General features: G+C 49.6%; 30 protein-coding genes. All 30 read right to left on the bottom strand.

Annotation, left to right across the window (positions count from 1 at the left end):
• Positions 1-1551: an anthranilate synthase component I gene (gene trpE, locus AC50Y3_RS11890; RefSeq protein ID WP_494818951.1), complete on the bottom strand. Its 1551-nt coding sequence runs from the start codon at positions 1549-1551 to the stop codon at positions 1-3.
• A 353-nt stretch (positions 1552-1904) separates the two neighbouring features.
• The gene (gene aroH, locus AC50Y3_RS11885; RefSeq protein WP_091218988.1) at positions 1905-2273 is read right to left on the bottom strand and encodes a chorismate mutase; all 369 of its coding nucleotides are present in this window, start codon (positions 2271-2273) and stop codon (positions 1905-1907) included.
• A 1-nt stretch (position 2274) separates the two neighbouring features.
• Positions 2275-3384, bottom strand: a complete 1110-nt coding sequence (gene aroB, locus AC50Y3_RS11880) for a 3-dehydroquinate synthase (RefSeq protein WP_494818950.1) — start codon at positions 3382-3384, stop codon at positions 2275-2277.
• Complete coding sequence (gene aroC / locus AC50Y3_RS11875; RefSeq protein ID WP_090976721.1) at positions 3384-4553, bottom strand: chorismate synthase; 1170 nt, start codon at positions 4551-4553, stop codon at positions 3384-3386. Before aroC ends, aroB begins: the two co-directional genes overlap by 1 nt.
• 202 nt (positions 4554-4755) lie before the next feature.
• Positions 4756-4923 (bottom strand): hypothetical protein, encoded by a 168-nt coding sequence (locus AC50Y3_RS11870; protein WP_177245828.1) that lies wholly within the window; start codon positions 4921-4923, stop codon positions 4756-4758.
• Between the two features lie 67 nt (positions 4924-4990).
• Entirely contained in the window at positions 4991-5773 is a 783-nt protein-coding gene (locus tag AC50Y3_RS11865; protein WP_494819235.1) for a CheR family methyltransferase, read from the bottom strand.
• A 45-nt stretch (positions 5774-5818) separates the two neighbouring features.
• On the bottom strand, positions 5819-6262 hold the full coding sequence (gene ndk, locus AC50Y3_RS11860) for a nucleoside-diphosphate kinase (RefSeq protein ID WP_494818949.1): 444 nt from the start codon (positions 6260-6262) through the stop codon (positions 5819-5821).
• Between the two features lie 21 nt (positions 6263-6283).
• On the bottom strand, positions 6284-7258 hold the full coding sequence (gene hepT / locus AC50Y3_RS11855; RefSeq protein ID WP_494818948.1) for a heptaprenyl diphosphate synthase component II: 975 nt from the start codon (positions 7256-7258) through the stop codon (positions 6284-6286).
• Positions 7255-8121, bottom strand: a complete 867-nt coding sequence (locus AC50Y3_RS11850; RefSeq protein WP_494818947.1) for a menaquinone biosynthesis protein — start codon at positions 8119-8121, stop codon at positions 7255-7257. Before AC50Y3_RS11850 ends, hepT begins: the two co-directional genes overlap by 4 nt.
• Entirely contained in the window at positions 8084-8710 is a 627-nt protein-coding gene (locus AC50Y3_RS11845) for a UbiX family flavin prenyltransferase (RefSeq protein WP_494819234.1), read from the bottom strand. The genes AC50Y3_RS11850 and AC50Y3_RS11845 overlap by 38 nt, the downstream gene beginning before the upstream one ends.
• 29 nt (positions 8711-8739) lie before the next feature.
• On the bottom strand, positions 8740-9615 hold the full coding sequence (locus AC50Y3_RS11840) for a UbiA-like polyprenyltransferase (protein ID WP_494818946.1): 876 nt from the start codon (positions 9613-9615) through the stop codon (positions 8740-8742).
• A complete protein-coding gene (locus AC50Y3_RS11835; RefSeq protein ID WP_494819233.1) occupies positions 9612-10331 on the bottom strand; it encodes a demethylmenaquinone methyltransferase in 720 nt (239 codons plus the stop codon). Before AC50Y3_RS11835 ends, AC50Y3_RS11840 begins: the two co-directional genes overlap by 4 nt.
• 10 nt (positions 10332-10341) lie before the next feature.
• Positions 10342-11211 carry a heptaprenyl diphosphate synthase component 1 gene (locus AC50Y3_RS11830; RefSeq protein ID WP_494818945.1) on the bottom strand — a complete coding sequence of 290 codons (870 nt, stop codon included), beginning with the start codon at positions 11209-11211 and terminating at the stop codon, positions 10342-10344.
• A 302-nt stretch (positions 11212-11513) separates the two neighbouring features.
• A complete protein-coding gene (locus AC50Y3_RS11825; protein WP_494818944.1) occupies positions 11514-12047 on the bottom strand; it encodes a hypothetical protein in 534 nt (177 codons plus the stop codon).
• Positions 12048-12127: 80 nt separating this feature from the next.
• Entirely contained in the window at positions 12128-12349 is a 222-nt protein-coding gene (gene mtrB / locus AC50Y3_RS11820) for a trp RNA-binding attenuation protein MtrB (protein WP_091219013.1), read from the bottom strand.
• Positions 12350-12597: 248 nt separating this feature from the next.
• Positions 12598-12873, bottom strand: coding sequence for an HU family DNA-binding protein (locus AC50Y3_RS11815; RefSeq protein WP_090976740.1), 276 nt, complete (start codon positions 12871-12873; stop codon positions 12598-12600).
• A gap of 286 nt (positions 12874-13159) precedes the next feature.
• On the bottom strand, positions 13160-14638 hold the full coding sequence (spoIVA, locus tag AC50Y3_RS11810; RefSeq protein ID WP_494818943.1) for a stage IV sporulation protein A: 1479 nt from the start codon (positions 14636-14638) through the stop codon (positions 13160-13162).
• A 337-nt stretch (positions 14639-14975) separates the two neighbouring features.
• Positions 14976-15707 carry a YphF family lipoprotein gene (locus AC50Y3_RS11805; RefSeq protein ID WP_494818942.1) on the bottom strand — a complete coding sequence of 244 codons (732 nt, stop codon included), beginning with the start codon at positions 15705-15707 and terminating at the stop codon, positions 14976-14978.
• Between the two features lie 15 nt (positions 15708-15722).
• Positions 15723-16070, bottom strand: coding sequence for a 2Fe-2S iron-sulfur cluster-binding protein (locus AC50Y3_RS11800; RefSeq protein WP_494818941.1), 348 nt, complete (start codon positions 16068-16070; stop codon positions 15723-15725).
• Positions 16071-16104: 34 nt separating this feature from the next.
• On the bottom strand, positions 16105-16683 hold the full coding sequence (locus tag AC50Y3_RS11795; RefSeq protein WP_494818940.1) for a hypothetical protein: 579 nt from the start codon (positions 16681-16683) through the stop codon (positions 16105-16107).
• A 17-nt stretch (positions 16684-16700) separates the two neighbouring features.
• The gene (locus AC50Y3_RS11790) at positions 16701-16997 is read right to left on the bottom strand and encodes a 2Fe-2S iron-sulfur cluster-binding protein (protein ID WP_494818939.1); all 297 of its coding nucleotides are present in this window, start codon (positions 16995-16997) and stop codon (positions 16701-16703) included.
• A gap of 52 nt (positions 16998-17049) precedes the next feature.
• On the bottom strand, positions 17050-17229 hold the full coding sequence (locus AC50Y3_RS11785) for a DUF2768 family protein (protein WP_494818938.1): 180 nt from the start codon (positions 17227-17229) through the stop codon (positions 17050-17052).
• A gap of 178 nt (positions 17230-17407) precedes the next feature.
• Positions 17408-17689: a stage VI sporulation protein F gene (locus AC50Y3_RS11780; RefSeq protein ID WP_091219033.1), complete on the bottom strand. Its 282-nt coding sequence runs from the start codon at positions 17687-17689 to the stop codon at positions 17408-17410.
• Between the two features lie 119 nt (positions 17690-17808).
• On the bottom strand, positions 17809-18831 hold the full coding sequence (locus AC50Y3_RS11775) for an NAD(P)H-dependent glycerol-3-phosphate dehydrogenase (protein ID WP_494818937.1): 1023 nt from the start codon (positions 18829-18831) through the stop codon (positions 17809-17811).
• Between the two features lie 12 nt (positions 18832-18843).
• Entirely contained in the window at positions 18844-19443 is a 600-nt protein-coding gene (plsY, locus tag AC50Y3_RS11770) for a glycerol-3-phosphate 1-O-acyltransferase PlsY (protein ID WP_494819232.1), read from the bottom strand.
• A 78-nt stretch (positions 19444-19521) separates the two neighbouring features.
• Positions 19522-20844 (bottom strand): ribosome biogenesis GTPase Der, encoded by a 1323-nt coding sequence (gene der, locus AC50Y3_RS11765; protein ID WP_494818936.1) that lies wholly within the window; start codon positions 20842-20844, stop codon positions 19522-19524.
• A gap of 139 nt (positions 20845-20983) precedes the next feature.
• On the bottom strand, positions 20984-21169 hold the full coding sequence (locus AC50Y3_RS11760; RefSeq protein ID WP_091219041.1) for a capping complex subunit for YIEGIA: 186 nt from the start codon (positions 21167-21169) through the stop codon (positions 20984-20986).
• A complete protein-coding gene (locus AC50Y3_RS11755; protein ID WP_494818935.1) occupies positions 21162-22100 on the bottom strand; it encodes a YIEGIA family protein in 939 nt (312 codons plus the stop codon). Before AC50Y3_RS11755 ends, AC50Y3_RS11760 begins: the two co-directional genes overlap by 8 nt.
• Positions 22101-22103: 3 nt before the next feature.
• A complete protein-coding gene (locus AC50Y3_RS11750) occupies positions 22104-22733 on the bottom strand; it encodes a YphA family membrane protein (protein ID WP_494818934.1) in 630 nt (209 codons plus the stop codon).
• Between the two features lie 143 nt (positions 22734-22876).
• Positions 22877-24124 carry a 30S ribosomal protein S1 gene (gene rpsA, locus AC50Y3_RS11745; protein WP_494818933.1) on the bottom strand — a complete coding sequence of 416 codons (1248 nt, stop codon included), beginning with the start codon at positions 24122-24124 and terminating at the stop codon, positions 22877-22879.
• Positions 24125-24167: the final 43 nt, after the last annotated feature.

The following is a 24167-nucleotide window of genomic DNA, read 5'->3' as shown; positions in this document are numbered from 1 at the left end:
TCATCCTTTCGCTCCCGCATAGTAATCCATATTGATCATGCTGCTCTTGCGATCCGGAACGGCGAAGATTGCCTCCGCAGCTCGAACCGCTTTGAGCATAGCCATCGCTTTATTAACGGTTTCCATATACTCATTCTCCGGTATGGAATCCCAAACAATGCCCGCCCCAGCCTGAACATAGGCCTTACCATTCTTGAAGATCAGTGTGCGGATCGTAATGCAGGTGTTGAGGCTGCCGCCAAAACCGAGATAGCCGATTGCCCCGGCATAGGCGCCGCGTGCTTCGTTCTCCAGCTCCGCGATAATTTCCATGGCTCTGAGCTTCGGAGCTCCGGATACCGTACCCGCTGGCATGCACGATACGAAAGCATCGAAGAAATCTTTATCCTCGCGCAGCTTGCCCGATACGTTCGAAACGATATGCATGACGTGGGAGTAACGTTCGATCTCCATATAGGAATCGCAGCGAACCGTACCGAATTCCGATACGCGTCCGATATCATTACGGCCCAGATCGACAAGCATCAAGTGCTCCGCGCGTTCTTTCTCATCCGCCAGCAGTTCTTTCTCAAGCGCCAAATCCTGCTCCGGCGTCTTGCCGCGCGGACGCGTTCCGGCGATTGGACGAGTCTCCACTCGTTCACCATCAACCTTCACCAATGCTTCCGGCGATGTGCCGACGATGACCTCGTCATCCATTTTCAGATAGTACATATAAGGCGAAGGATTCATAGTTCGCAAAACACGGTAAACATGAAGAGGATCAACCTCGGTTTCAATGTTGAACCGCTGCGACAACACCACTTGGAAAATATCGCCTGCGCGGATATACTCCTTCGATTTGTCGACATTCGCTAGAAATTGTTCCTTCGTCAGGTTCGAGGAAACCTCGCCTAGCTCGGGATCAGCCGGAATGCTTCCTGCTGCCATCAATGTGGATGGCAGTGGCTGCTGCAGCCGTTCAATGGTTGATTCCATTCGGCTGACCGTTTGCTCATAGACAGCTTGAATTTCACTGTCAGTCGCCGCATTCGGGATATGTACATTCCCGATCACTTGGATTTGCTGTTTGAAATGATCGAAGACGATAACCTGATCGCAAAACATAAATTGCAGATCGTTCATATTTAGATCATCAATCCGATGCGGCGGCAGCTTCTCATAATACTGAAGCAGATCATAGCCGAAGAATCCGATCGCCCCGCCTGTGAAAGGCGGCAATTCCGGAATTGAAGGACTGCGGAAAGAGCGCAAATGTGCTTTAAGCAGCTCTATTGGTTTCTCGCGCAGAATCTCTTCTTTGCCGTTCACTTCGATAACCATCTCACCGTTCTTGCCCCGAATGAGCATGAATGGATCGGTACCGATGAAGGAATAACGCGCCCATTTCACGCCGCCTTCTACGCTTTCCAGTAAGAAGGCCCGGCGCTCCTTGTAGAAATGCTGGAATATACGAATTGGCGTCTCTGTATCCGCCATCACATGTCTGACTATTGGAATTAAATTATAGGTGCTTGATAATCGAATAACCCCTTGAAGCTCCTGATTCATAACCAATCTCTCCCTTGTCGGAAAATAAAAAAACTCCTGCCGCAGCAGGAGTGATCATGTCAGAAGATGGAAAATGAGCATTGATACGGCAATAGAACATCACGTCGATTGTAGCTTAATAGATACACCTATAGCCTGGATTCCATCCAAGAGGGTGCACTAAACTACGACCTGCGTCATCTCTTCACTCGTCTCAATCTTGCACTAAAAACTCAGCTCAGCTCTACTCATCTCTTCTAACTTCACTAACTACTCTGCTCAACTCGGCTCATTCTTCAAGTATGAAATCACTATACACCAGCGTAAACGGATCCGTCAATCCTTTAAAAATGAGCTTCTCAATCGTTCGATTACTATGATTTCGATAAATCCGGACGCAGTGCCTTAGCGCCGCCTAAATAAACATGCTCGATTTCCTTCTGCGACTTCTCCGTGTTGACCGAAACCAGCAGGCGGATGCACATGGCTAGACTTCCTTTGACCGGCACTTCAACAGCGCACATCAGCGGAACCAGCTCCCAGCCTTGCATCACGCGAATGGCTCTAGCCGGAAATGTAGCATCCAAATCACCGGTCACCGTAATAAATACACTGGCGATGTCCTCGGGCTCGATGGCATTTGAGGCCACAATCGTATGTAACAATTCCTCCGTTGCCCGTAAAATCGGCTGTTCCTCATTCAATTCGACCGTGATCGCTCCGCGTATTCCCCGTACACTCATTCTAGATGGCCTCCTGTTTCAATTGTTCCACGATCTCTCGGATGAGAGAGGTCGAAACCGATTTATTGATTTCCACGACGCCAATTGCAGTCGGCACGATAAAGACCATCGTACCTTCTTGGAACTTCTTATCATGCATCATCGCGCGCATAATTTCATCCGTCGCCAGATGAGCGGGCAGCCGCACCGGCAAACCAACTCGCTGCAGCACATGTTTGGTCACCGTATAGACCTCTTCAGAAGCCCCAAGACGAACCGCAAGCCTAGCAGCCCCAACCATGCCAATCGCTATCGCTTCACCGTGTAAAAGCTCTCCGTAGCCGGCAACCGCCTCTAGCGCATGACCGATGGTATGCCCAAGATTAAGAATCGCGCGCAGGTCATTCTCCCGCTCATCTTTTGAGACGACGGCTGCTTTCACGCTACAGCCTTTGTAGAGCGCATAGCCGAGCGCATCGGCATCTAGTGCTGTCAGTTTATCGGCATTCTCGTCACACCAGGTCACGAAAGAAGCATCCCAGATCAGTCCATGTTTTACAACTTCCGACAAACCAGCCTTTACTTCGCGTTCAGGCAAGGTTTGCAGCGTTTTCAAATCATAAAGCACGAGCTCGGGTTGATGAAAGGCACCGATAATATTCTTAGCTAGCGGGTGGTTAACCGCAACCTTCCCTCCGACGCTGCTGTCATGAGCAAGAATCGTCGTTGGAACCTGCACGAATTTAATGCCGCGCATATAAGAAGCTGCAACGAAGCCGGCGAGATCACCGACCACGCCGCCTCCCAATGCTACGATGGCCGATTTGCGATCAAGGCCATGCTCCAGCGCAATGCCAATCAATCTTTCCAATTCCGTGAGGGACTTGGATCCCTCTCCTGCCGGTACGACAGCTGTTACAACCGTAAAACCAGCCGAAGTTAACACATTAGTCAGATGACCCAAATGCCGCTCTGCGACATTAGCATCTGTAATAATCATAAGGGGCGACTTCTTGCTGATGCCGCGCTCGGCAAACAGATTACCTGCTTCATCCAACACGCCTTCCCCGATATAAATCGGGTAGGAGCGCTCGCCGAGCTCGACTGTCAGTTCACGATGAGCGCCGCTCATTAGTAGCTCCTCAGCTGTGCCAAGTAGTTGTTGTAGTTCGCCGTAATTTCTTCCATGGAGTCGCCGCCGAACTTCTCCAGAAACGCTCTTGCTACTTCCCAGGCTACAACATGCTCCATGACAACACTAGCAGCCGGAACGGCGCAGCTGTCTGAGCGTTCTACTTGCGCAGTGAACGGTTCTCTTGTATCGATATCTACGCTTTGCAGCGGTTTGTACAGCGTCGGGATTGGTTTCATCACGCCGCGCACGACGATTTGTTCCCCGTTCGTCATCCCGCCTTCGAATCCGCCAAGACGGTTAGTCGCCCTGTAGTAGCCGCGCTCTTCGGAGTACATGATTTCATCATGGACTTGCGAGCCGCGAATTGTGCCTGCTTCGAAGCCAATACCGATTTCGCAGCCTTTGAACGCATTGATCGACATAACCGCTTGCGCGATTCGTCCGTCAAGCTTGCGGTCATATTGTACGTGGCTGCCAAGTCCGATCGGCACGCCTTCCACGATACATTCCACGATTCCGCCGATGGAATCGCCTTCAGCCTTAATTTGATCGATATAAGCGGTCATTTTCTCTTCGGTTTCCTTATCCACGACACGAACCGGAGATTCTTCTGTCAAACGGACTAATTCATCCAGCGGCAATTGATTCGCCGGCGCTTCAATCTCGCCGATTCGAATAACTTGTCCGCCCACTTTAATACCGAATGCAGCTAAGAATTGGCGAGCAACTGCCCCTACCGCTACGCGAGCTGCCGTTTCACGGGCACTGGAGCGTTCCAGAACATTACGCAAATCCTTCAAATTGTATTTAAGTCCACCGTTCAAATCCGCATGACCGGGACGCGGACGATGAACGCGGCGTTTCTCTTCGTCACTGCCTTCAATCGGCTCGATGTTCATAACCGATGTCCAGTGCTTCCAGTCATTATTCTCCACAATCAGAGCTACAGGCGCTCCGGTTGTTTTACCATGACGAACACCACCGACAATGTTAGCGGTATCTTTCTCGATTTGCATGCGGCGGCCACGGCCGTGACCCTTCTGCCTACGGTGCAATTGGAAATTCAGCTCCTGAAAATCAAGCTGCAAATTGCTCGGAAGCCCCTCAATTATTGCTGTCAACTGTGGACCATGTGTCTCTCCTGCTGTCAAATAACGTAAACTCACAGTAAAGCCCTCCCTCATCCCGAACACCGCAAACGCATATTCCGGTTATGTATGTCTGCCAAATATCTTTGCTCATTATAGTATAGCGTCGCCGGTTTGACAAGGAAATGAACGCCCCCTATTAGAGGACTTCGCAATAAAAAAGCTGCCCTGCAAACCTTCCGAAGAAGACATGACAAGGGCAGCTTTCAGCTCTTTTAAACTAACTATTCACAGATTGATTGCCGCGCAGACGATCCGGTTCCTCATTCAACTGCGGATCATTCATGAGACCATTCATTTGCCTGGTATCAATGCCGAGAATTTGGGCGCATTCCTGGACTGTGATGAATCCACGCTTATACGCTGCAATAACTTTACGTTTGTCCATGCTGCACCTCCATTGCCAAACTATCTATAGCTTTAGTATTGGAGAAGATGGAAAACGATATACCCTTCTACGCCCGTTTGCGATAAAAGAATGTTTCAACCGAATCGAAATCATATTGGGCCGGCGAGAAAATTTGCTCCGTACTGCCTACAAACAGCAGTCCGCCGGGCTTAAGCGCTTTCGAAAATTTATGGTAGAGCAGATGTTTCGCTTCTTCTGTGAAGTAGATCATGACATTCCGGCATACGATCACATCGAAACCGGTGTCAAAGGTGTCATGAAGCAGGTTCTGCTGTTTAAACGTAATATTTCGCTTGAGTTGATTCACTACAGCTACATTGTCTTCATCATGCTTCGTAAAATATTTACTCATATAAGTGCGTGGTACCTCTCGGATCGATCGATCCTGATAAATACCTTGTGCCGCCTTCTGCAGCACGATATTGTCCAGATCGGTTGCAAGAATGGATGACTTATCCTGCGCGCCGAGCTCTGCCAGGATCATGGATAGCGTGTATGGTTCTTCGCCTGTCGAACAAGCGGCACTCCATATTTTGACGCGAGGGCTACCTTTGATTACTTCGGGTAAAAACTTCTTCTCCATGGCTTCCCAGCGGCTCGGATTACGCCAAAACTCCGACACGTTGATGGTCATCCGATCGAGAAATTCGTTCATCAGCTTCTTATCCTTCTCAAGGCCATCCCAATAGGCTGCAAATGTATTGTAGCCGTATTTTTGCCTAAGCGTCGTCAAACGTCGCTTCATCTGCGCTTCTTTGTACTGGGAAAGATCGATAGCCGTTTTTTCTTTGATTTTCTTGATGAAAAGCGAAAAGTCCTTGTCCTCCATCATGTTTTCCCCCGATGTCGCAGACACTTGGCCGCCTGATGTTAGTTAAATCCACTGTTGAATCGTATGATTGTAGTCCACCAATTCATACGGCGCGAAGAAAATGCCGATTTCGCGTGCCGCACTCTCCGGCGAATCCGATCCATGAATCAAGTTGAAGTTCGTATGTACGGCATAATCGGAACGAATCGTTCCCGGTGCTGCTTCCAGCGCATTCGTCTTGCCAATCATCGCCCGTGTAAGACCGATGACATTATCCCCTTGCCAAACCATTGCAAATACTGGACCTGACGTCACAAAGGCTACAAGCGGCGGATAAAAGGGCTTTCCGATGTGCTCTGCATAATGACGTTCAGCCAGTTCAGGCGTGATCATCATGAATTTGGCTCCAACGAGCTTTAGCCCCTTACGCTCAAAACGCGATACGATTTCACCGATCAAACCGCGTTGTACACCATCTGGCTTTACCATTAGAAATGTTCTTTCCATCTGAATTCCCTCCCAAACGCTTTAGTAGTTTCGTTTTGCAATAAAATGCGCAATATCCGTCAAATTTTTCTTGGCCGTAATGTTCGGCAGCCCGCTTAGAGCTTCAATCGCTTTATTCATATATCTTGTCGCCATGGCATCCGCAGTGTGAATTCCGGCGCTCTTACGTATTATGTTCAACGCTTTTTTTGTTTCACCTGCTCCATTGGACTCGCGGATTTTATTTATTTCTACAAGCAAGTCATCTTTAATGGATGGCTCTTGCATCGCGAGCAGTACCGGAAGCGTCATATTACCTTGTTTAATGTCGGAACCCGGCGGTTTGCCGATTTGCTTCTCGGTGCCAAGCAAGTCGAGCAGATCGTCACGAATTTGAAAGGTCATTCCTACATTATACCCAAACCGATACAGACAGTTTGCCGTCATACGGTCCGCACCGGCCGCTACAGCGCCTAACTGGCAACTGATTGCAATTAACAGTGCCGTCTTGCGCCGGATACGAAGCAAGTAGTTGCGTACCGATTGCTCGGTATTGAAGAAATCACGGATTTGCTCCATTTCGCCAATACACATTTGGACCATCGCTTTGGATAAAATCTGATGAATTTGCGGATTTTCAAGCTCCGTTACTATGGTAAGCGCCTTGCCGTAAATATAATCGCCGGTGTACATCGCAATTCGATTATCCCATTTGGATTTTACCGTAAGCTGACCGCGGCGGGTCTCGGCATTGTCAATCACATCATCATGCACAAGGGAAGCCATATGGATGAGTTCAAGCGGTACCGCGATTTTCTGCAGCACATCCAAGCGGTATGTGCCGAACTTGCCAGCAAGCAGCACAAACACGGGACGAATCCGCTTGCCGCCTGCTTTGAGCAGATGAGTCGAAGCATCGGTGAGCAGCGTATGCTCGGAAGTAACGCTGCGCGCCAGCTGGCTTTCGATCGCATCTAAATCGCTTTTCATTTTGGCGTAGATATCAAGTAGTTTCATTTGTTCACCTTGAGGGCAGATTGGTCTGCGAAAAATTGCATTTGAACCTCGCGCGATAACAACCCTAATTGATGCGCATAGTCAAAATACAACGATAAACCTGCCTGCTCATCCGTTCCGAAGTTATAGTGCAGCTCCTTGAAATATCGTTTCCAATAGGCTGCTTCCCCGCCCAGCAATGCGCATGCTTTATCGATAAGAGGCTGCAAATCGCTGAGGCTTTTCTCCTTGCTTGCCGTCAGCGCATGCAGAACTGTCGAAACTGCTTCCGGATCCGCGGCGGCAATTTCTTTGCGGACTGCTACCAGCGCGAAAGTCATGCCGTATCCTGTCCAATTTCGCCATAGCTCTCCTAAATCGATAACGGCCATGCCTCGTTCTTTATTCGCCCACGAAGCATGAATGGCTGTATCCCCGATTAAGAGCGCAGCATCCGCCTCTTCCAGCATCGTATCCAGGTTAGGCTCCATCGTTATATAGGAAGGTTCCGCTTTATAATAAAGCTTCATTAGAATTTTGAGCAAATTAACGGATGTTGCAGACGTTGCAGTCATGGCAATCCGACCTTGGAGCACCTCTTCGAGCGGTTTCTTTAGAAACAAAAGTATCGAATTGACGCGCCCCATTGCACTAACCGATAAATCCGGCAGCAACAAATATTCACTGGCATTTTCCGCATATGCATACGAGGACATCGAGGTAATGTCGATCTCTCCCTGCCGAAGCGCTTTATTCAATGCTGCAGGCACACGCTTCTCAATGCGGAACCGTTCCTGCGGCAGCTGCTCCTCCGCATAATGAAAAATAGGCCAAACGTTCGCATAGTCAATGCGACCGACTGTAATCGGGCGACTTAGCCCCATGCTGTTCATCTCCCCATCTTCTGTACAAATCATGATCCAGCGGAAGCTGATCAAGCACTTTCCCGACCAGAAAATTTATGATATCGTCGATTGTTTGCGGTCCGTGATAGAAGGCCGGCATCGCCGGAATCAGCTTAACGCCAAGCTTGGCCAGTGTCAGCATGTTCTCCAAATGAATGGCATGCAGCGGCGTTTCGCGTGGCACAAGAATCAGCTTGCGTCCTTCCTTCAGCATAACATCCGCAGCACGTGTCATCAAATCATCTGAAATGCCATGTGCGATTGAGGCTAATGTCCCCATCGAGCAGGGCATAATAATCATACCCTCTACTCGAAAAGAGCCGCTTGCTATAGACGCTCCGATATCCGCATTGGGATGCAGGATCAACCGGCCTGCTTCCAGCGCTTCTTGAAATACGGCTGCTAGCGCCAGCTGGCGCTTCGTTGTATCCCATCCCAGCTCTTCCTTCAATACGCGCCAACCTGCTTCGGTGACGACAAGATGTACGTTCAGCCCGCCTTCCAGAAGGCTGTTGATCAGCCTGATCCCGTAGATCGCGCCGCTCGCTCCTGTAATTCCGACAACCATACTCTTGCGCGTTACTTCAGCAACTTGTTCTACCACTTGTGAAGCACCACCAAATCGAGCAGCGCACTGATAAACAAGACAACACTCAGTGTTCCGTTCATGGTGAAGAATGCGGTTTGCACGCGGCTCATATCATTTGGTTTCACCAAGATATGCTCGTAACACAGCATGCCTACGGAGATAATGGCGCCAATCAGATACAGCCAGCTAAGCGGGGTTAACCAATATAATGAAATGAATCCGATACTCGTCAACAGATGAAACCCGCGCGATAGCCGCAATGCTCCGGCCATACCAAACCGCGAAGGAATCGAGTACACGCCTTCCTTGCGGTCAAACTCGAAATCTTGGCAAGCATAAATAATATCAAAGCCGGCAAGCCAGCAAGCAACGGTTGCATAGAGCACCCAAGCCGACAGCTCGAAATGTCCGGCAATTGCTACCCATCCGCCAAGCGGCGCAAGTCCGATTGTCAGTCCAAGCACAACGTGACAAAGCCATGTAAAACGTTTTGTATAGGAATAGAGCACAAGCATGAATACCGCGATCGGCATCAGTTTCATACAAATTGGATCCAGCTGCGATGCAGCAATGAATAACACAATAAAGGACACCGCAATGAACAAGCCGACTTCTCCTGCACGCAGCAGGCCTGCCGGGATCGCCCGTTTCGCGGTGCGTGGGTTCTTGGCATCGATGACACGGTCAATGACGCGGTTCAGCCCCATCGCGGCGCTTCTGGCACCGACCATCGCCAGTATAATCCAGCAAATCTCACTCCATTCCGGCAGCCGGTTATCCATGATAATCGCACCAAGCAGTGCACCCATGAAAGCAAACGGTAATGCGAAAATGGTATGTTCAAACTTAATCATTTCTAGAATAATGCGAAATTTGCGAATCATGTGTTGTCCGTTCCCTTCGTCCCCATGTGTAATGCCGCGACTCCGCCTGCTAACGGAAATACGCGAACATTTTGAAGGCCGATTTCACGGTACTTTGCTGCAAGCTGCTTCGAGTCCGGAAATGCTTTCAATGATTCCGGCAGCCATTTGTACTGCTCGTACCGCTTGGCGACCATCTTCCCAATTGCTGGCATCACACGTTCGAAGTAGAAATAATAGATCGCTTTGAACGGCTGCCATGTAGGCTTGGACATTTCCAAGCAAACTACTTGTCCACCCGGTTTCACCACGCGCATCATTTCACGAAGCACCTGCTCCAGATCCGGTACATTGCGAAGGCCGAATCCGATTGTGGCAAAGTCGAAACGATTGTCCTCGAATGGAAGCTCCATCGCATTGCCTTGCACGAGCGAGATTTGACGATCAAGTCCTTCGCTCTTCACTTTCTTCTTCCCTACTTCAAGCATACCAGCGCTGAAATCAAGCCCTACCACTTCACCGCTTTCGCTTGCCTTCGCAAGCGCAATGGTCCAGTCGCAAGTGCCGCAGCACAAATCAATTGCCGTAGCACCGGGTTTTACATCCATCTTGCGCATCGTGAATTTTCTCCACGCCTTATGTCGACGGAAGCTGATTAAATCATTCATGAGGTCGTACGTTGGTGCAATGCTTTCAAATACGGCATGCACATGCTGTTCCTTGGATTTGGATTGCATGGTAGTCACCTTACCTTCTCTCGCCTTGGGCCGATGCCGCAGGTACAAGAGGACGCGTAAACGTTTCTGCGATGCCCATCAACTCGCGGACGAGCTTATCGGAATCAAGACACGAAACGACCGATTGTACATGCAGAGCAGATTGTTTCAGCTTCTCGGCCAATTGAGTGCGAATATCATATTTTGCGATCAAGGACTGTGCATAAGATGGCTCAGTGGATAGATCGGATAACTTGCGCTTCTCTTCGTCGGTACCATTGTTCCACACATGCCAGTATGCCCAGCTGCCGGTGAACCGCTCTGGCTTCTCGCTGCGAATCAGCTCATCCATAACGACCTCGCATCGTCCGAAGCCTTGAAGCAGCTCTGTCCAAGCGCGTGTTAGCTTCTCATCCATACTTTCAGTGAAAGCTTGGAACAACTCTGTTTTTAACTGTACACACTGGCCCAGATACTCTTCAGCCGTCAGCTTGAGTTGTTTCATTCGGAGGTATAAGTTCACCTTAAGCTTGTTGACCTCAGATACACCGTTGCTAATCCGGCGAATCATATCGACCTGGCCGGCTTGCGACAACAGCTGATAGAAACGGCTGCTGTAGTAGTCGCCCGCGAGTACCTTCAATTGACGGGAGCGCATCTCGCGTTCTTGAAGGCGACCGCTGTCGGAGTCGATGAGATCATGCGTGTCCATCCCCATCTGTACCAAGGAAGTGACAAGCGAAAAGAGCTCACTGTGGAACAGCGGCGTGCGTTGATTGGCCAGAAATGCGAAGAGCAGCCTGATCCTCGAGTCGGGAAAATCGGGCAGCTCGGTGTGCATTTGAATCATATCGTATTCCAGGTACTTTTTTGCGATCTCAGGTATTTTATATGGTTTCATTTGGCCTAGCCTCCGGACAAAACTTAGATGATTGCTGAGTCAACCATAGGCTGTCTCGAGCCAATTATCTTAATTTATGATGAATGCTGTGTCAACCTCGGTTTCGCCCCAAACCAATCATCTGGATGAATGCTGTGTTGACCATAGGTCCACCCAAACCAATCATCTTAGATGAATGCTGTGGCAATCGCAGATTGCCCCAAACCAATCATCTTAGATGAATGCTGTGGCAATCGCAGATTGCCCCAAACCAATCATCTGTTAATAATCTAAATAATTATAGCACTATGTGTGACGTTTCGCTACAACTGGGAAATGGACAAACGCAGGCGCTGCCTCCAAATTTCGTCCGTAAATGGCTCTGCTGCGCTTAAGTTTGACAGTTCTGTGGACAGCCAGGTATCGCTCCGCCTGACATCGACCGCAGCAAGCAGTCTGTTAACCGGAATCTCATCGTCGTTCTCAGGCTGCATGGGGGTAACGAATCGGACTAAGACACGGCTCACATTATCCGTATGTACAAATGCAAATTCCAAAAGTCGCTGCAAATCGCTCATCCATCCCTCTACAGCATTCCCATAATGCTCTGTAGATAAATCGACCGACAGCACCGATCCTTTCCAATCGACCCGTTTAACGTCCAACCCAAGATGAAGTCCCAGCATCGAATCCACGATCACCCCTGCGCTCAGCCGTTTGATCGGGACGGGGTGAAAGACTGATATATCGCCTTTGGTTTGCTTCATCCGTGAATCCGTTAACGGGAGTATAGACAGTAACAAGGTAACAGCTGCTGTTACCGCACACGCATAGAGTAGTCTTTTGTAATGCGACATCTACCATCCGCCTTTCGCGCACAGAATGTCCTGCTACTCTAGTGTACAAACTAAAAAAGCAGGCTATGCCTGCTTTCGGTTTAATCCTCTGTATCGACGGTACCGTATTTAGTCAGTACAGTTGCTTTTCCGCGAATTTTGATCGCTGACGTGTGGTCCGTAAACTGGCAGATGAGGATTTCTCCTTTATCGAGCTTCTCGGTGTGGTGAAACTTTGTATCTTGTCCGCGAGTCAGTCCGATGACTTGTACACCTTGGGCTTTCGCTTTAATGACGATATATTCCCCATTCTTATCTTCCATGTACACTGCCTCCTATTCGATCATTCGGCCTTTAATCCAAAAAACTGCCTCCCGAACGTCGTGCTCAGGACAGCAGCTATGACTTGTTATGTATGTTAGCGCTGCGATTCAAAGTCAACCCAAGAACCGCAAGAAAAAGTCTACTGGAATTAACTCACCTTGTCAATAGAAACGGAACCGGTTCTGAGAGACGAAAAACGTCCGGATGCAGCAAGCACCCGGACGTCATCAACGGTCTAAACCGTTTCTTATTTGGAGACAAGATCTTTAAGTGATTTACCCGCTTTGAAAGACGGGATTTTGCTTGCTGGGATGTCGATCTCTTCACCCGTTTGCGGGTTGCGACCTTTACGGGCTTCGCGGCTTTTCACCTCGAAGTTACCGAACCCCACCAATTGCACTTTATCCCCGCCTTGCAGCGAGTCGGAGATGGCATCAAAAACGGCATCAACCGCTTTGGAAGCATCTTTCTTGGAAAGGTCAGTCAATTCGGCTACTTTCGCAATCAGTTCCGTTTTGTTCATTTCTTTCACCTCCCCTGACGGCAGTTCATAAGCACATCATTATCATTCTGTTTTACCGAAACCTCAGAAAATATACCTGCAGGCCTTGGTGCAAAGAAATTCCGTTATGTGCAAATCCTGCATACTGAACCATGAACAGATTTATAGTAATACAGTTGGCTATAGAATTTCAAGAGGCTATACAAGTTTTTCCGAGGATTACTCTAGGTTTTTCATGCTTTTTGACGCGAAATGCCCCTGAAAACGACAAAAAAGAGACACGCTGTGTTCGCGTGTCTCTTTCGCTTTACAAGATTATGGCAATCAGACCGCCTGAGCCTTCGTTGATAATTCTGCCAAGCGTTTCCTGAAGTTTATAGCGCGCATTGTCCGGCATCATCGCAATTTTGCCTTGGATGCCTTCCCTTACGATGGAATGGAGCGAGCGACCGAAGATGTCGGATTCCCAAATCTTGATCGGGTCGTTCTCGAAATCCTGCATCAAGTAGCGGACAAGTTCCTCGCTTTGTTTCTCGGTACCGATAATCGGTGCGAATTCGGACTCCACATCCACGCGGATCATATGGATGGACGGAGCAGTCGCCTTCAAGCGGACACCGAAACGGGAGCCTTGGCGGATGAGCTCAGGCTCATCAAGCGCCATCTCTGCCAATGTCGGCGCTGCAATACCGTAACCGGTCGTTTTGACCATTTCAAGCGCTTCTGCAAACCGGTCATATTCCCGCTTCGCATGGGAGAACTCCTGCATCAGCTGCAGCAGATGGTCTTTGCCGCGGATTTCGACGCCGACAACTTCCATCAGGATTTGGTCATACAATTCATCCGGCGCATACAAGTCGATTTCGGCGACCCCTTGCCCCATGTTCATGCCGCTTAGTCCGGCGCGGGCGATGAACTCGTATTCCATGAATTGCGAGACGACTCGGTCAACATCGCGCAGGCGGCGAATATCTTTGACCGTATCGCGAACCGAATTCTCGTAGTTGCTGCGCAGCCAGTGGTTGTCGTTCAGCACCATCACCCAGCTAGGAAGGTTCACATTCACTTCATGCACTGGGAACTCATAGAGTACTTCACGAAGCACTGACATGACTTCTTCTTCACCCATCGTCGCTACGCTGAGCGTAATGACCGGGATGTCATACTTAGCCTGAAGCTCGCTGCGAAGCGCCAGCGCTTCGTCGCTCTTCGGCCGTGTGGAGTTCACAATGAGGACGAACGGCTTACCGACCTCTTTGAGCTCATTTACAACGCGTTCTTCAGCCTCGATATACGAGCTGCGCGGAATTTCCGCAATTGTACCGTCTGTCGTCACGACGACACCGAGCGTGGAATGCTCTTGAATGACTTTGCGCGTTCCGATTTCGGCTGCTTCCTGGAATGGAATTGGCTCCTCGAACCACGGCGTAGTAATCATCCTCGGGCCATTCTCATCCTCATAGCCTTTCGCGCCTACTACCGCATAACCAACGCAATCAACGAGTCTGACGTTCACATCAAGCCCTTCGGCCACACGAAGCTGAACAGCTTGGTTAGGCACGAATTTAGGCTCAGTTGTCATAATCGTCTTGCCTGCTGCGCTTTGCGGCAGTTCATCGATAGCTCTCACCCGATCGGCATCGTTCGTGATGTTCGGCAGCACAACCGTCTCCATGAACCGCTTGATGAAGGTTGATTTGCCTGTGCGGACTGCACCAACGACGCCGAGGTAAATATCCCCGCCGGTTCGTTCGGCAATGTCCTTGAAAATGTCCACTTTCTCCACTGAATATCCCCTCCCAATCGTATTTCGCCTGTACATGGACGTACCGTTACTGCTGCTTTCCTCCTGCTGTTCGTCGTCAGGGTTCGCCGCTACCCGCCTGCCACAGTTGCAAACAAGCGACGCAACTCGTACATGATTTTGGACTAGTAATAGCTTATTGCGTCCATAGCCCGAATATGACGACTGCAACCATGAAATCTTTCGATTTCGATGAGCTTCTCCGCTCCCGGCCTTCCAAGATTGAGATATATGAGAGAAAGATCGAAGCTATGCCTGAACGACAAAAAAACTCCTGCCGCAGGACGGACAGGAGCTTAGGGCAAACAAGTCGATTGGGTTATTTGAGCACAGCCTTCGGCTCTCCATTTACTAAACGGTACACAGGAGATTTGACAGGTACAAAGTCTGAAGAATCTACAAGGAGTGCGCGTAAATCCGCGTGTTCATCCGGTTTATTGGCACTGCCTTGCTTGGAAAGAGCCTGCATAATATCTGAGCCATAGTCAATATAAACATTGCCTTTGGCGTCCATCATTGGGGTCAAAATGCCCCCCGTGAACATACTGTGAAGTACCGGCTCCTTCAGGTCCAGCGCATCAAAATCAATGGCTTTAAAGTCCGGATACAGCGCTGCGCCTTCAGGAAGTTTGCCGCCGTTTGAATCAGAGTATGCCTTAACAGCCGCTTGTACATCATTCATTTGTTGATAGAGAACAAGATTCATAAGCTTAATAGTAGGATCTTTATCCTCGTTAATGATGAGATAATAGTAGCTTCCGCCTTGCTCAAACGCAGTTTCCGGGATGCTTGAGACATAATTCATTCTCTTCAATTTGTCAAAATCCACTTTGAATTTCTCGTATACCGGCGTCGTTTCGTCGCTGTTCTGCATCGGAAGCAAGCCCGTGTCTTTTTGAAACTGGTCGATAACCGTTTGTACATTTAGAATTGCATCTTTTGGCGGCTTCTGATACTGGCCCATTTGGTCCTTGGGATACAGACAGCCAGACAGGAAAGCAGCCATAAGTGCAAGCACCATAGCTGCAGCCGCTTTTCTCAAGCCTTTCATGACACTAACTTCCCCCTACCATAATTCATCATCTTCCGCTTGGCGCATCATTTGTCTTCTGACTGCTGCGCGAAGCGGATCTTCCGGAACCTCGACTACGGCACGGCCAAACACTCTCGCTTGACAAGCGAGCCTTGTCCCCGAGCGGTCTAGACCTGCGAGCTTATAACGCTCATTGTCATTTAGCGGAGACAGTCCCGAGGAGCTGTTCGGCGCTGTTACTTTACACATGAGACATGCAGCTTTCCCGTCACACCGTGTTCGAATGGGCACACCGGCACGTCTGGCAGCATCCAGGACTGTTGTCCCGGCACGTACCGTTACACTGCGTCCGGAAGGGAGGAATGTAATTTGAACATTCATGGCGAATCCCTCGCTTCCTGCATTATGCATACATCTATTCGTTTAGCAGTTGCTGTACATACTGTTTCGTCTTTCCTGTAAGCCGGTTTCTGGAGGCGATCAATCTGACAGCCTCCATGTGTAAAGCAGGTTCTTGGCGTATTTGGGTAACAATGAGCCGGGTGCGGTCCTCCCGCTCTCGCAGAACATTAAACCAGAGCTCGTGCGCGAGCGGGACGATGCCCAGCTTATAGGCACCAATTGTAACAGGCGCTTGCAGTGGAGTGAGAACCTCTTCCACTTCAACTGCATAACGATCCTCTCCGGCAGATACGATAAACCCGCCGACTAGTTCGACCTGAATACCTTCGATCAGGTAATGGCTGAGCACCGATCGATAGATCGGACTCACACTTTCATGCTGTTCATCTACAGCGTAGGGAAGCAGCGCTTTATGAAGTACGGCCGCAGCCGCATCATCTGCGTATAGATCCAGGTCACGGGGCAGATCACTTAGCTCCAGCCCTCGCAGCAGCAGCCCTGCACTGCCGCCGATCAGCCATTTAGCTCCTGTTGGAGCGGCTTCCCTTGCAATGACTTCAAGTGCGCGGTAGAACGGCTCAGCAGTATGCATGTGCTCACGTCTTTCCATCAGAAGTAGGGCCGGTTCACAGCCTTAATTGTGCCCGCATTCTTCTTGATGATCGCCTGGCAGCCGAGGCGATAGCCTTCCTCCAGCTCACTTGGCTCAAGACGGTCCCATTCTGCATCGGTAACTTCCTCAAGAAACTCCGCACCTTCTTCAATTAGGCAGCGGCATCTTGCACAAGTCCCCCGCGAACACGAGAAAGCCCAGTCGATCTCATGCTTCATCGCCATATCGAGCAGCGACATCCCCTGCAAAGGATAGACTGTCGTGCTTTTAGAGCGTCCCTTCAATTCCAGCATCGTTCGTTACTCCTTTTCCACTCCATGTCCGAGTTCGTCTAGTAGTTGCGTGTTATGAAATGGAGATCAGGCCGAGGAAACCGCCGATAACCAGAAAGAAAAAGGCTGTCATGGATAACAGCAGCCGAAGCACGCCTTTAGTCTTGAATCTTGCCAGCGATATCAATACCGCCGCTATTGCCATTAATCCAATACCTACGAATGAAACCCACATCTTCATCATTGGATCCATTATGATCTCAAACCACCTTGTGCACCAATTATTCGTTCTATTATACCACTTGTCGTGTTTAAACAGCTACTATTGCCGCGATTAACCGAATTTGGTGCAAAAAGAAAAGGACTTCAGCGAAAGCTAAAACCGGCGTTGAGCTTGCAATGCCGGGCGCTTTTTGCTTAAGTCCTCACTGTTACTTCTTGAGCATCAGCTTCATCAGCATTTCCATGTTATTGATATTCATGCCGCTCTTCTTGACGGCTCCAACGATGTCATTAATCGTTTTTTCCGATACGGGCACCTTCGCCATGGCGGAGACGGATTGGATCAGCTTGCGCAGCTCTTCTTCGCTTTGCATCGTATCTGAAGTAACGCCGCTGGCCAGCTTCTTAACTGCATTCTCGGTAATCGGCTTGCCCGTCTTTTTATTGACAGCGCTCAGAACATCTTTAGAGATATCTTTCTTCCCGCTCAAAAGTTTCCCTCCTTCAAGTTTTTACATCGTAAAAACTCGCTTCGCGAGCAACCCCGAAGGCTGCTGCTAGCATCATATGAAGGAAGGACGGGATTGGTGTAGGCTAAAGAACTTCCATACTATACGCCCGGCAGGTCTTCTGTCTCGTGTGTGCGGCCTCTGCCCATCAGGGACTCAACGGCACTGCGCGGCGATTTGTTCTGGAACAATACAGCAAACAGTTGCTCCGTAATAGGCATTTCTACGCCGTACTCATGAGCCAGCTCACGTGCTGCACTCGTTGTACGCACACCTTCGACTACCATGCCCATGCGGCTTAGCACTTCGTCCAGCGACAAGCCTTCTGCCAGCATGGAGCCTGCACGCCAGTTACGGCTGTGCTTACTCGTACAAGTAACAACCAGATCGCCTACGCCTGCAAGTCCGGCAAACGTGATGGGATTCGCACCCATGGCTGTACCTAGCCGGCTAATTTCGGCCAAGCCGCGCGTAAGGAGCGCGGCCTTAGCATTATCGCCAAATCCCAGTCCATCTGTAAGTCCCGCTCCGAGCGCAATAATGTTCTTGATGGCACCGGCTACTTCCACGCCGATCACATCTTTATTGGTGTATACACGGAAGTAAGGCGTAATGAACGCATCCTGCGCTTTCTCAGCCGCTTCAATGTTTGCGGATGCAACGACGACGGTTGTCGGCAATTTACGGACAACCTCTTCGGCATGGCTTGGGCCAGACAATACGACCAGCCGATTCGCCGTGATCGGCAATTCTTCCAGAAGCACGGTGGTCATCCGTTTGTAAGTGACCGATTCAAAGCCCTTCGTCGCATGAATACAGATGGCATCTTCGGCAATATAAGGCGCAGCCAGCTTCGCGACATCGCGCATCGCAGAGGACGGCGCAACGAACAATACAATTTCCGCACCTGTAACAGCCGTCTTGATATCGGTAGTAGCCGTAATATGATGCGGCAGTACAGCATCCTTCAAGAACCGACTATTGGTATGTAGCGTGTTGATTTCATCGACTTGCGACTCGCTGCGAGCCCACAAGGCAACCTCGTAGTTATTATCAGCTAAGACTGCCGCAAGTGCAGTACCCCAGCTGCCGCCTACGAGCACCGCCGCTTTACGTTTCGTCATGTACTCGCCTCCTTACCCTTTTCTGGCTCCAAGCTTATTCTCTTTCCCCTGCAGCAGCTTCACAATGTTCGTACGGTGGCGAACGAACGCCAGCACGCAGATGATCAGACTCGCCCATACATAGGAGAAGGGCTTATCGCCGATATTCCATACGAAGATGGGCATCAGCACAGCAAAAAGAAGCGATCCAAGTGAAACGAAGCGTGTTATTGCGATCGAAATGATCGCCACCGCTCCTGCAATCAACGCAGGGATAATCGCGAGCGTTGCCATTACGCCGACAGTCGTCGCAATGCCTTTGCCGCCTTTAAATCCAAACCATACCGGCCAGTTATGTCCGGCAATCGCCGCTAAACCGCATAGAACCGGTCCCCAGTCACCGCCGGCCATATAGATGCCAAGCAGTACCGCAACGACACCTTTGGCGATATCAAGCAGAAATACGGTGATGCCCGGGCCTTTGCCGAGCACCCGCAGCGTATTTGTTGCACCGGCATTACCGCTGCCGAAATTGCGGATATCAATGCCTTTTACCCATTTGGCAATCAAAATACTAAAGGAAAGCGAACCTAGCAAATAACTGATGAGTACCGCAAGTATGGTGAACACGATAATTTCGCCTCTTTCTTCAGATAAGGAAACTGGTGCCCCGATAAACAGAGACACCAGAATCGAGCAGCAGCCATATTTTTAATCTTCGTCGGATTTCTTTCTGGTGAAAATGCGTACGGGCGTACCTTCAAACTGGAAGGCTGCCCTGATTTTGTTCTCAAGGTAACGCTCATACGAGAAGTGCATCATGTCCGGATCATTCGCAAACAGTACGATGGTTGGCGGTTTAACCGCAACCTGCGTTACATAGTTAATGCGAAGGCGTCTGCCCTTGTCAGTTGGCGGCGGATTAATCGCGATCGCATCAGACACCACATCGTTAAGCAGATGAGTTTGAATCCGAAGCGCATGCTGCTCGGAAACGTGACAGACAACCGGCAGCAGCTTATGCAGCCGTTGCTTGGTAAGTGCGGACAAGAAGATGACCGGCGCATACGTCATAAATAGGAAGTGATCGCGGATATCTTTCTCGAAATGCTGCATGGTCTTGTCGTCTTTCTCGACAGCATCCCACTTGTTCACGACAAAGATCGAAGCTTTACCCGCTTCATGCGCGTAGCCTGCGATATGTTTATCCTGTTCAATGATCCCTTCCTCACCATTGATCAGCACAAGTACAACATCTGCGCGTTCAATCGCTTTAAGTGCGCGCATCACGCTGTATTTCTCCGTCGACTCGTATACTTTGCCGCGCTTACGCATACCCGCTGTATCGATCAGCACGTACTTCTGCCCATCGCGTTCAAACGGCGTATCGATGGCGTCGCGCGTCGTACCAGCAACATTGCTTACAATAACGCGTTCTTCACCAAGCAGTGCATTAACCAGCGAAGACTTGCCCACATTCGGCCGTCCAATTAACGCAACCCGAATAACGTCATCATCATAATGCTCTTCCACAATTTCAGGAAGCTTCTCGACCGCTGCATCCAGCAGATCGCCGATTCCCATTCCGTGCGAGCCCGAGATCGCAATCGGATCTCCGAAGCCAAGGTTATAAAATTCGTAAATATCATCGCGCCGATTTAAATTATCGACTTTATTAACCGCAACCACAATGGGTTTGCGCGAACGAAGCAGCATTTGTGCAACCTCGTCGTCGGCATGGGTCAGCCCGGTTTTGGCATCTACCATGAAAATGATGACGTCAGCTTCTTCAACAGCCAGTTCCGCTTGCATGCGGACAGACTTCATGATTTCATCTTCACCGTCAATTTCGATACCGCCAGTATCAACGATACTGAAAGCACGACCATTCCATTCTCCCGTGCCGTACAAACGGTCACGAGTTACACCAGGCTTGTCTTCTACAATGGCTAACCGATCGCCAATAACGCGGTTAAATATCGTAGACTTCCCCACATTAGGCCGACCTACTATGGCAATAATGGGTTTAGACACATCTTTCACTCCTCAATAATGAACCGGCTGATCGCCGACTAAATTGGTAACACTGGGCTTGCATAACAAGTAATAGAGGGGCATACTCAAATACTCACGCCTACCATCATAGCAAAAAACAACGGGATTGGCTAACATTTCATTCTCGGTGATGATCTACCAATATGAAACAACCGTTCTTCAAATCGTGCACACTCGCATCCAATATCTTTTCGAGTAGAAAAGCGGTCGATTCTCGTTTGGCAATATCGGGTTCCACGAAGATCGGCGCCCCTCCTCCTACCTGCTCATGCTGCATCGTCACGATTGCCACAATTTTAGCCATGCTGTTCTCCCTTCTCCTTGTTTACGCTCGCTTCTGTCGGCATACGTACGGCTGATTCCAGAATCGGCACCTTCTCCACGATAATCTTCGCCTTTGTCGCGTCTTTCTCCTGAGGAATCAGAAATATCGCCAGTCTGCCGTCTTTCATATCGAGCTTCGCCATAGGAACGAGCGCCGGTTCGCCGTCATCGCGATACACGCCCAGAATGGTGGATAAATCAAACAAGATGGCTTGCCGTTGTCCTAAATTGCTCAATGTCGCTTTCCCATTCGGATTGAACGGTGTCAATATAATGCCAAGTCCGCGTTCGGCAATCAGCTGCTGATTCGAAGTGAGACCCACATTCATGATGTAGATATCCCCAACAAACAAATCGGGGCCGTCTACTTTGACATCTGCAATTTCCGCTTTGGCGATATGGGATACAGCTTTGCCCGACTTCAAGGCATAAACAAGCCCCAATGTCAGAATCCCCATCCCTAACCCAAACGGCAGCCCCAATGCCAATGAAGCAAGACTGGTCAATAAAGCTGATAAAATCACGAGGTAGTTGCGGCCCTCAAATACCATCGCAATGCCTTCGATATAAGTAGTACCGCGAGGAACAAGCTCCATGCTGTCGATTTTGTCCAATGTCTCCCGTTCCATCTTACGAACATCGCGAAATTGCTGCGCAGCCAGAGTCAGAAATGTAATGGCGGTGAAATCCTTCTTATAAAGCGCCGGAACGGCAACTGCGCCTAGCGCTGCTGCTATGACGCCAAGCGAAATGTGAATGATTCTGCCGTGCGGGTAGGTCGGGTATTGCCGATAATCCGTCCGCAGCATTAATAATCTTGCCGTTACGCCAAACACGACACCGAGCATAATGCCATACAGCACATGATGCGGCTGTCCTGCTTTCAGCTGTGTCCATAGTTGCTCCCACATGAACTATACATTCCCCCCGCTCTCGCCTGATCGACCTTCTACTAAACGGACAGCTTTCTGTTTCAACCAATTCTTCACGTTACCGGTTACTCGTGCCGCAGTAAGTGCAATGACTATGCCATCCCACCATGCCGGTGAGCCAATCGTCAGCAATTTGGATACGACTAATGGACTGATTAGCAGATCAAGCTGGGAGATGACGGCTGCAAACACGACAATCACAAATTGACTGCGGAACCGATCTGCCAGCAAACCTGCGAATAAACCCGCAAGCAGCGGTCCATCCCATGCCGGATTCAAGGCGATAAACACAGGATCCATACCATAAATGTACCGCACCCACATCCACATAAATCCGGTTAGCAGCGCCGAGAAGAAGACGAACAGCATGCTTCCAAAATGTCCGATCCTTACCAATAAAACAACCGCCACAGCTATCGCGAGAGCTGCACTGCCGGTAATGACCATGCTCTCCCCAATCGTGAGTTCAGCGACATGAAGCAATAAGGCTCCCATAATAAATAAACCAAGCACCCGGAATGGCATCCCTTCCGCAACTTGCTCTTTCCAGCCTGTCGCGTAGAGAATGAATGCCATCGACAACAGCCAGAACGCAATAAACCCATCATTCACAGTGCTTCACCTCTTTATGGCCTATATTATGCGCTTAGGAGAGTGAACCTAATCCAGCCGGACCTGTTTTAGGCAAACGAAAAAAGCCTGTTACCAAGCACGAATGTGCAAAGTAACAGGCTCTTATTTCATCGTAGTTACGATTATTTCAATTTGCTCAGCTTGTCGCCGAAACGTTCAGCAAGCGTGAAGCTCATGCTTTCGTTGCTTAGGCTGACGTTTGGATTGTTAAGCTCGACTTTAGGCGCGCGAGGTGCACGCTCTCCACGGTCGCTGCGCTCTCTCTTCTGATCAGGCGCTTGCTCAGGAGCTTCTTCTGTTTCTTTGATGCTGAGGGAAACGCGTTTCTCAGCTGGGTTGAAGTCAAGAATTTTCGCTTTCACTTCTTGGCCTTCTTTCACAACTTCGTTCGGAGTTGCTACGTGACGGTGTGCAAGCTGCGAAATGTGTACAAGTCCTTCAACGCCCGGTGCGATTTCAACGAATACACCGAAGCTCACGATACGGCGAACCGTGCCTGTCACGATGTCACCTACGTTGAATTGACCGTTAGTCGATTCCCATGGACCTGGTTGAGCAGCTTTGATGCTCAGGCTGATTTTGCCGGCAGCAGGATCCACTTTAAGTACTTTAACACGAACGGATTGACCTTCAGTAACAACATCCTTCGGATGAGCTACATGCTGCCAGGAAAGCTCGGATACGTGAACCAAGCCATCGATGCCGCCGATATCAACGAATGCGCCGAACGGAGTCAAACGTTGAACGGTACCATCAAGCTCTTGACCAACTTGCAGGTTGCCGATAACAGCTTGTTTGTTTTGCTCAAACTCAGCGTCCAGCACTTCTTTCGCGGAAAGAATGACTTTGTTGTTCTCGCGGTCGATTTCTTTCACTTTAACGCGAAGCGTACGTCCTTTGTAGTCGCTGAAATCTTCAACGAAATGACGCTCAACCATGGAAGCAGGGATGAAACCGCGAACGCCAACGTCAGCAACTAGGCCGCCTTTAACGACGTCTGCAACCGTAACTTCAAATACTTCGCCGGCATCGAAGCGAGCTTGAAGACCGTCCCATGCTTTCTCACCGTCAACCACTTTTTTGGAGAGAACGAGTTTTTCTTTCTCATCGTCAATGCTGACGACTTTCAGTTGTACTTCTTGGCCGACTTGAACTGCGTTTTGCGCACTCTCAAGCTGAACCGATGATAGCTCACGAAGGGGAATAACGCCGTCATATTTATATCCAAGGCTTACGAACACTTGGTTATCTTCAATTTTGACGATCGTACCATTCACAGTGTCCCCTTTTTTCAAGGACACGAAATTGTCCATCGCATCTTGACTAACTTCCGCTGCTGCGGTTTCTTGTACTTTTGTTTCTTCTGACATTTAAAATTACCTCCTCAGATCATACCCCAACTTTATTTAAACG

Source organism: Paenibacillus sp. J22R98 (genome assembly GCF_059383835.1).
The sequence above is the reverse complement of the archived record's forward strand: the minus strand, read 5'-3'. Positions and strand labels throughout refer to the sequence as shown.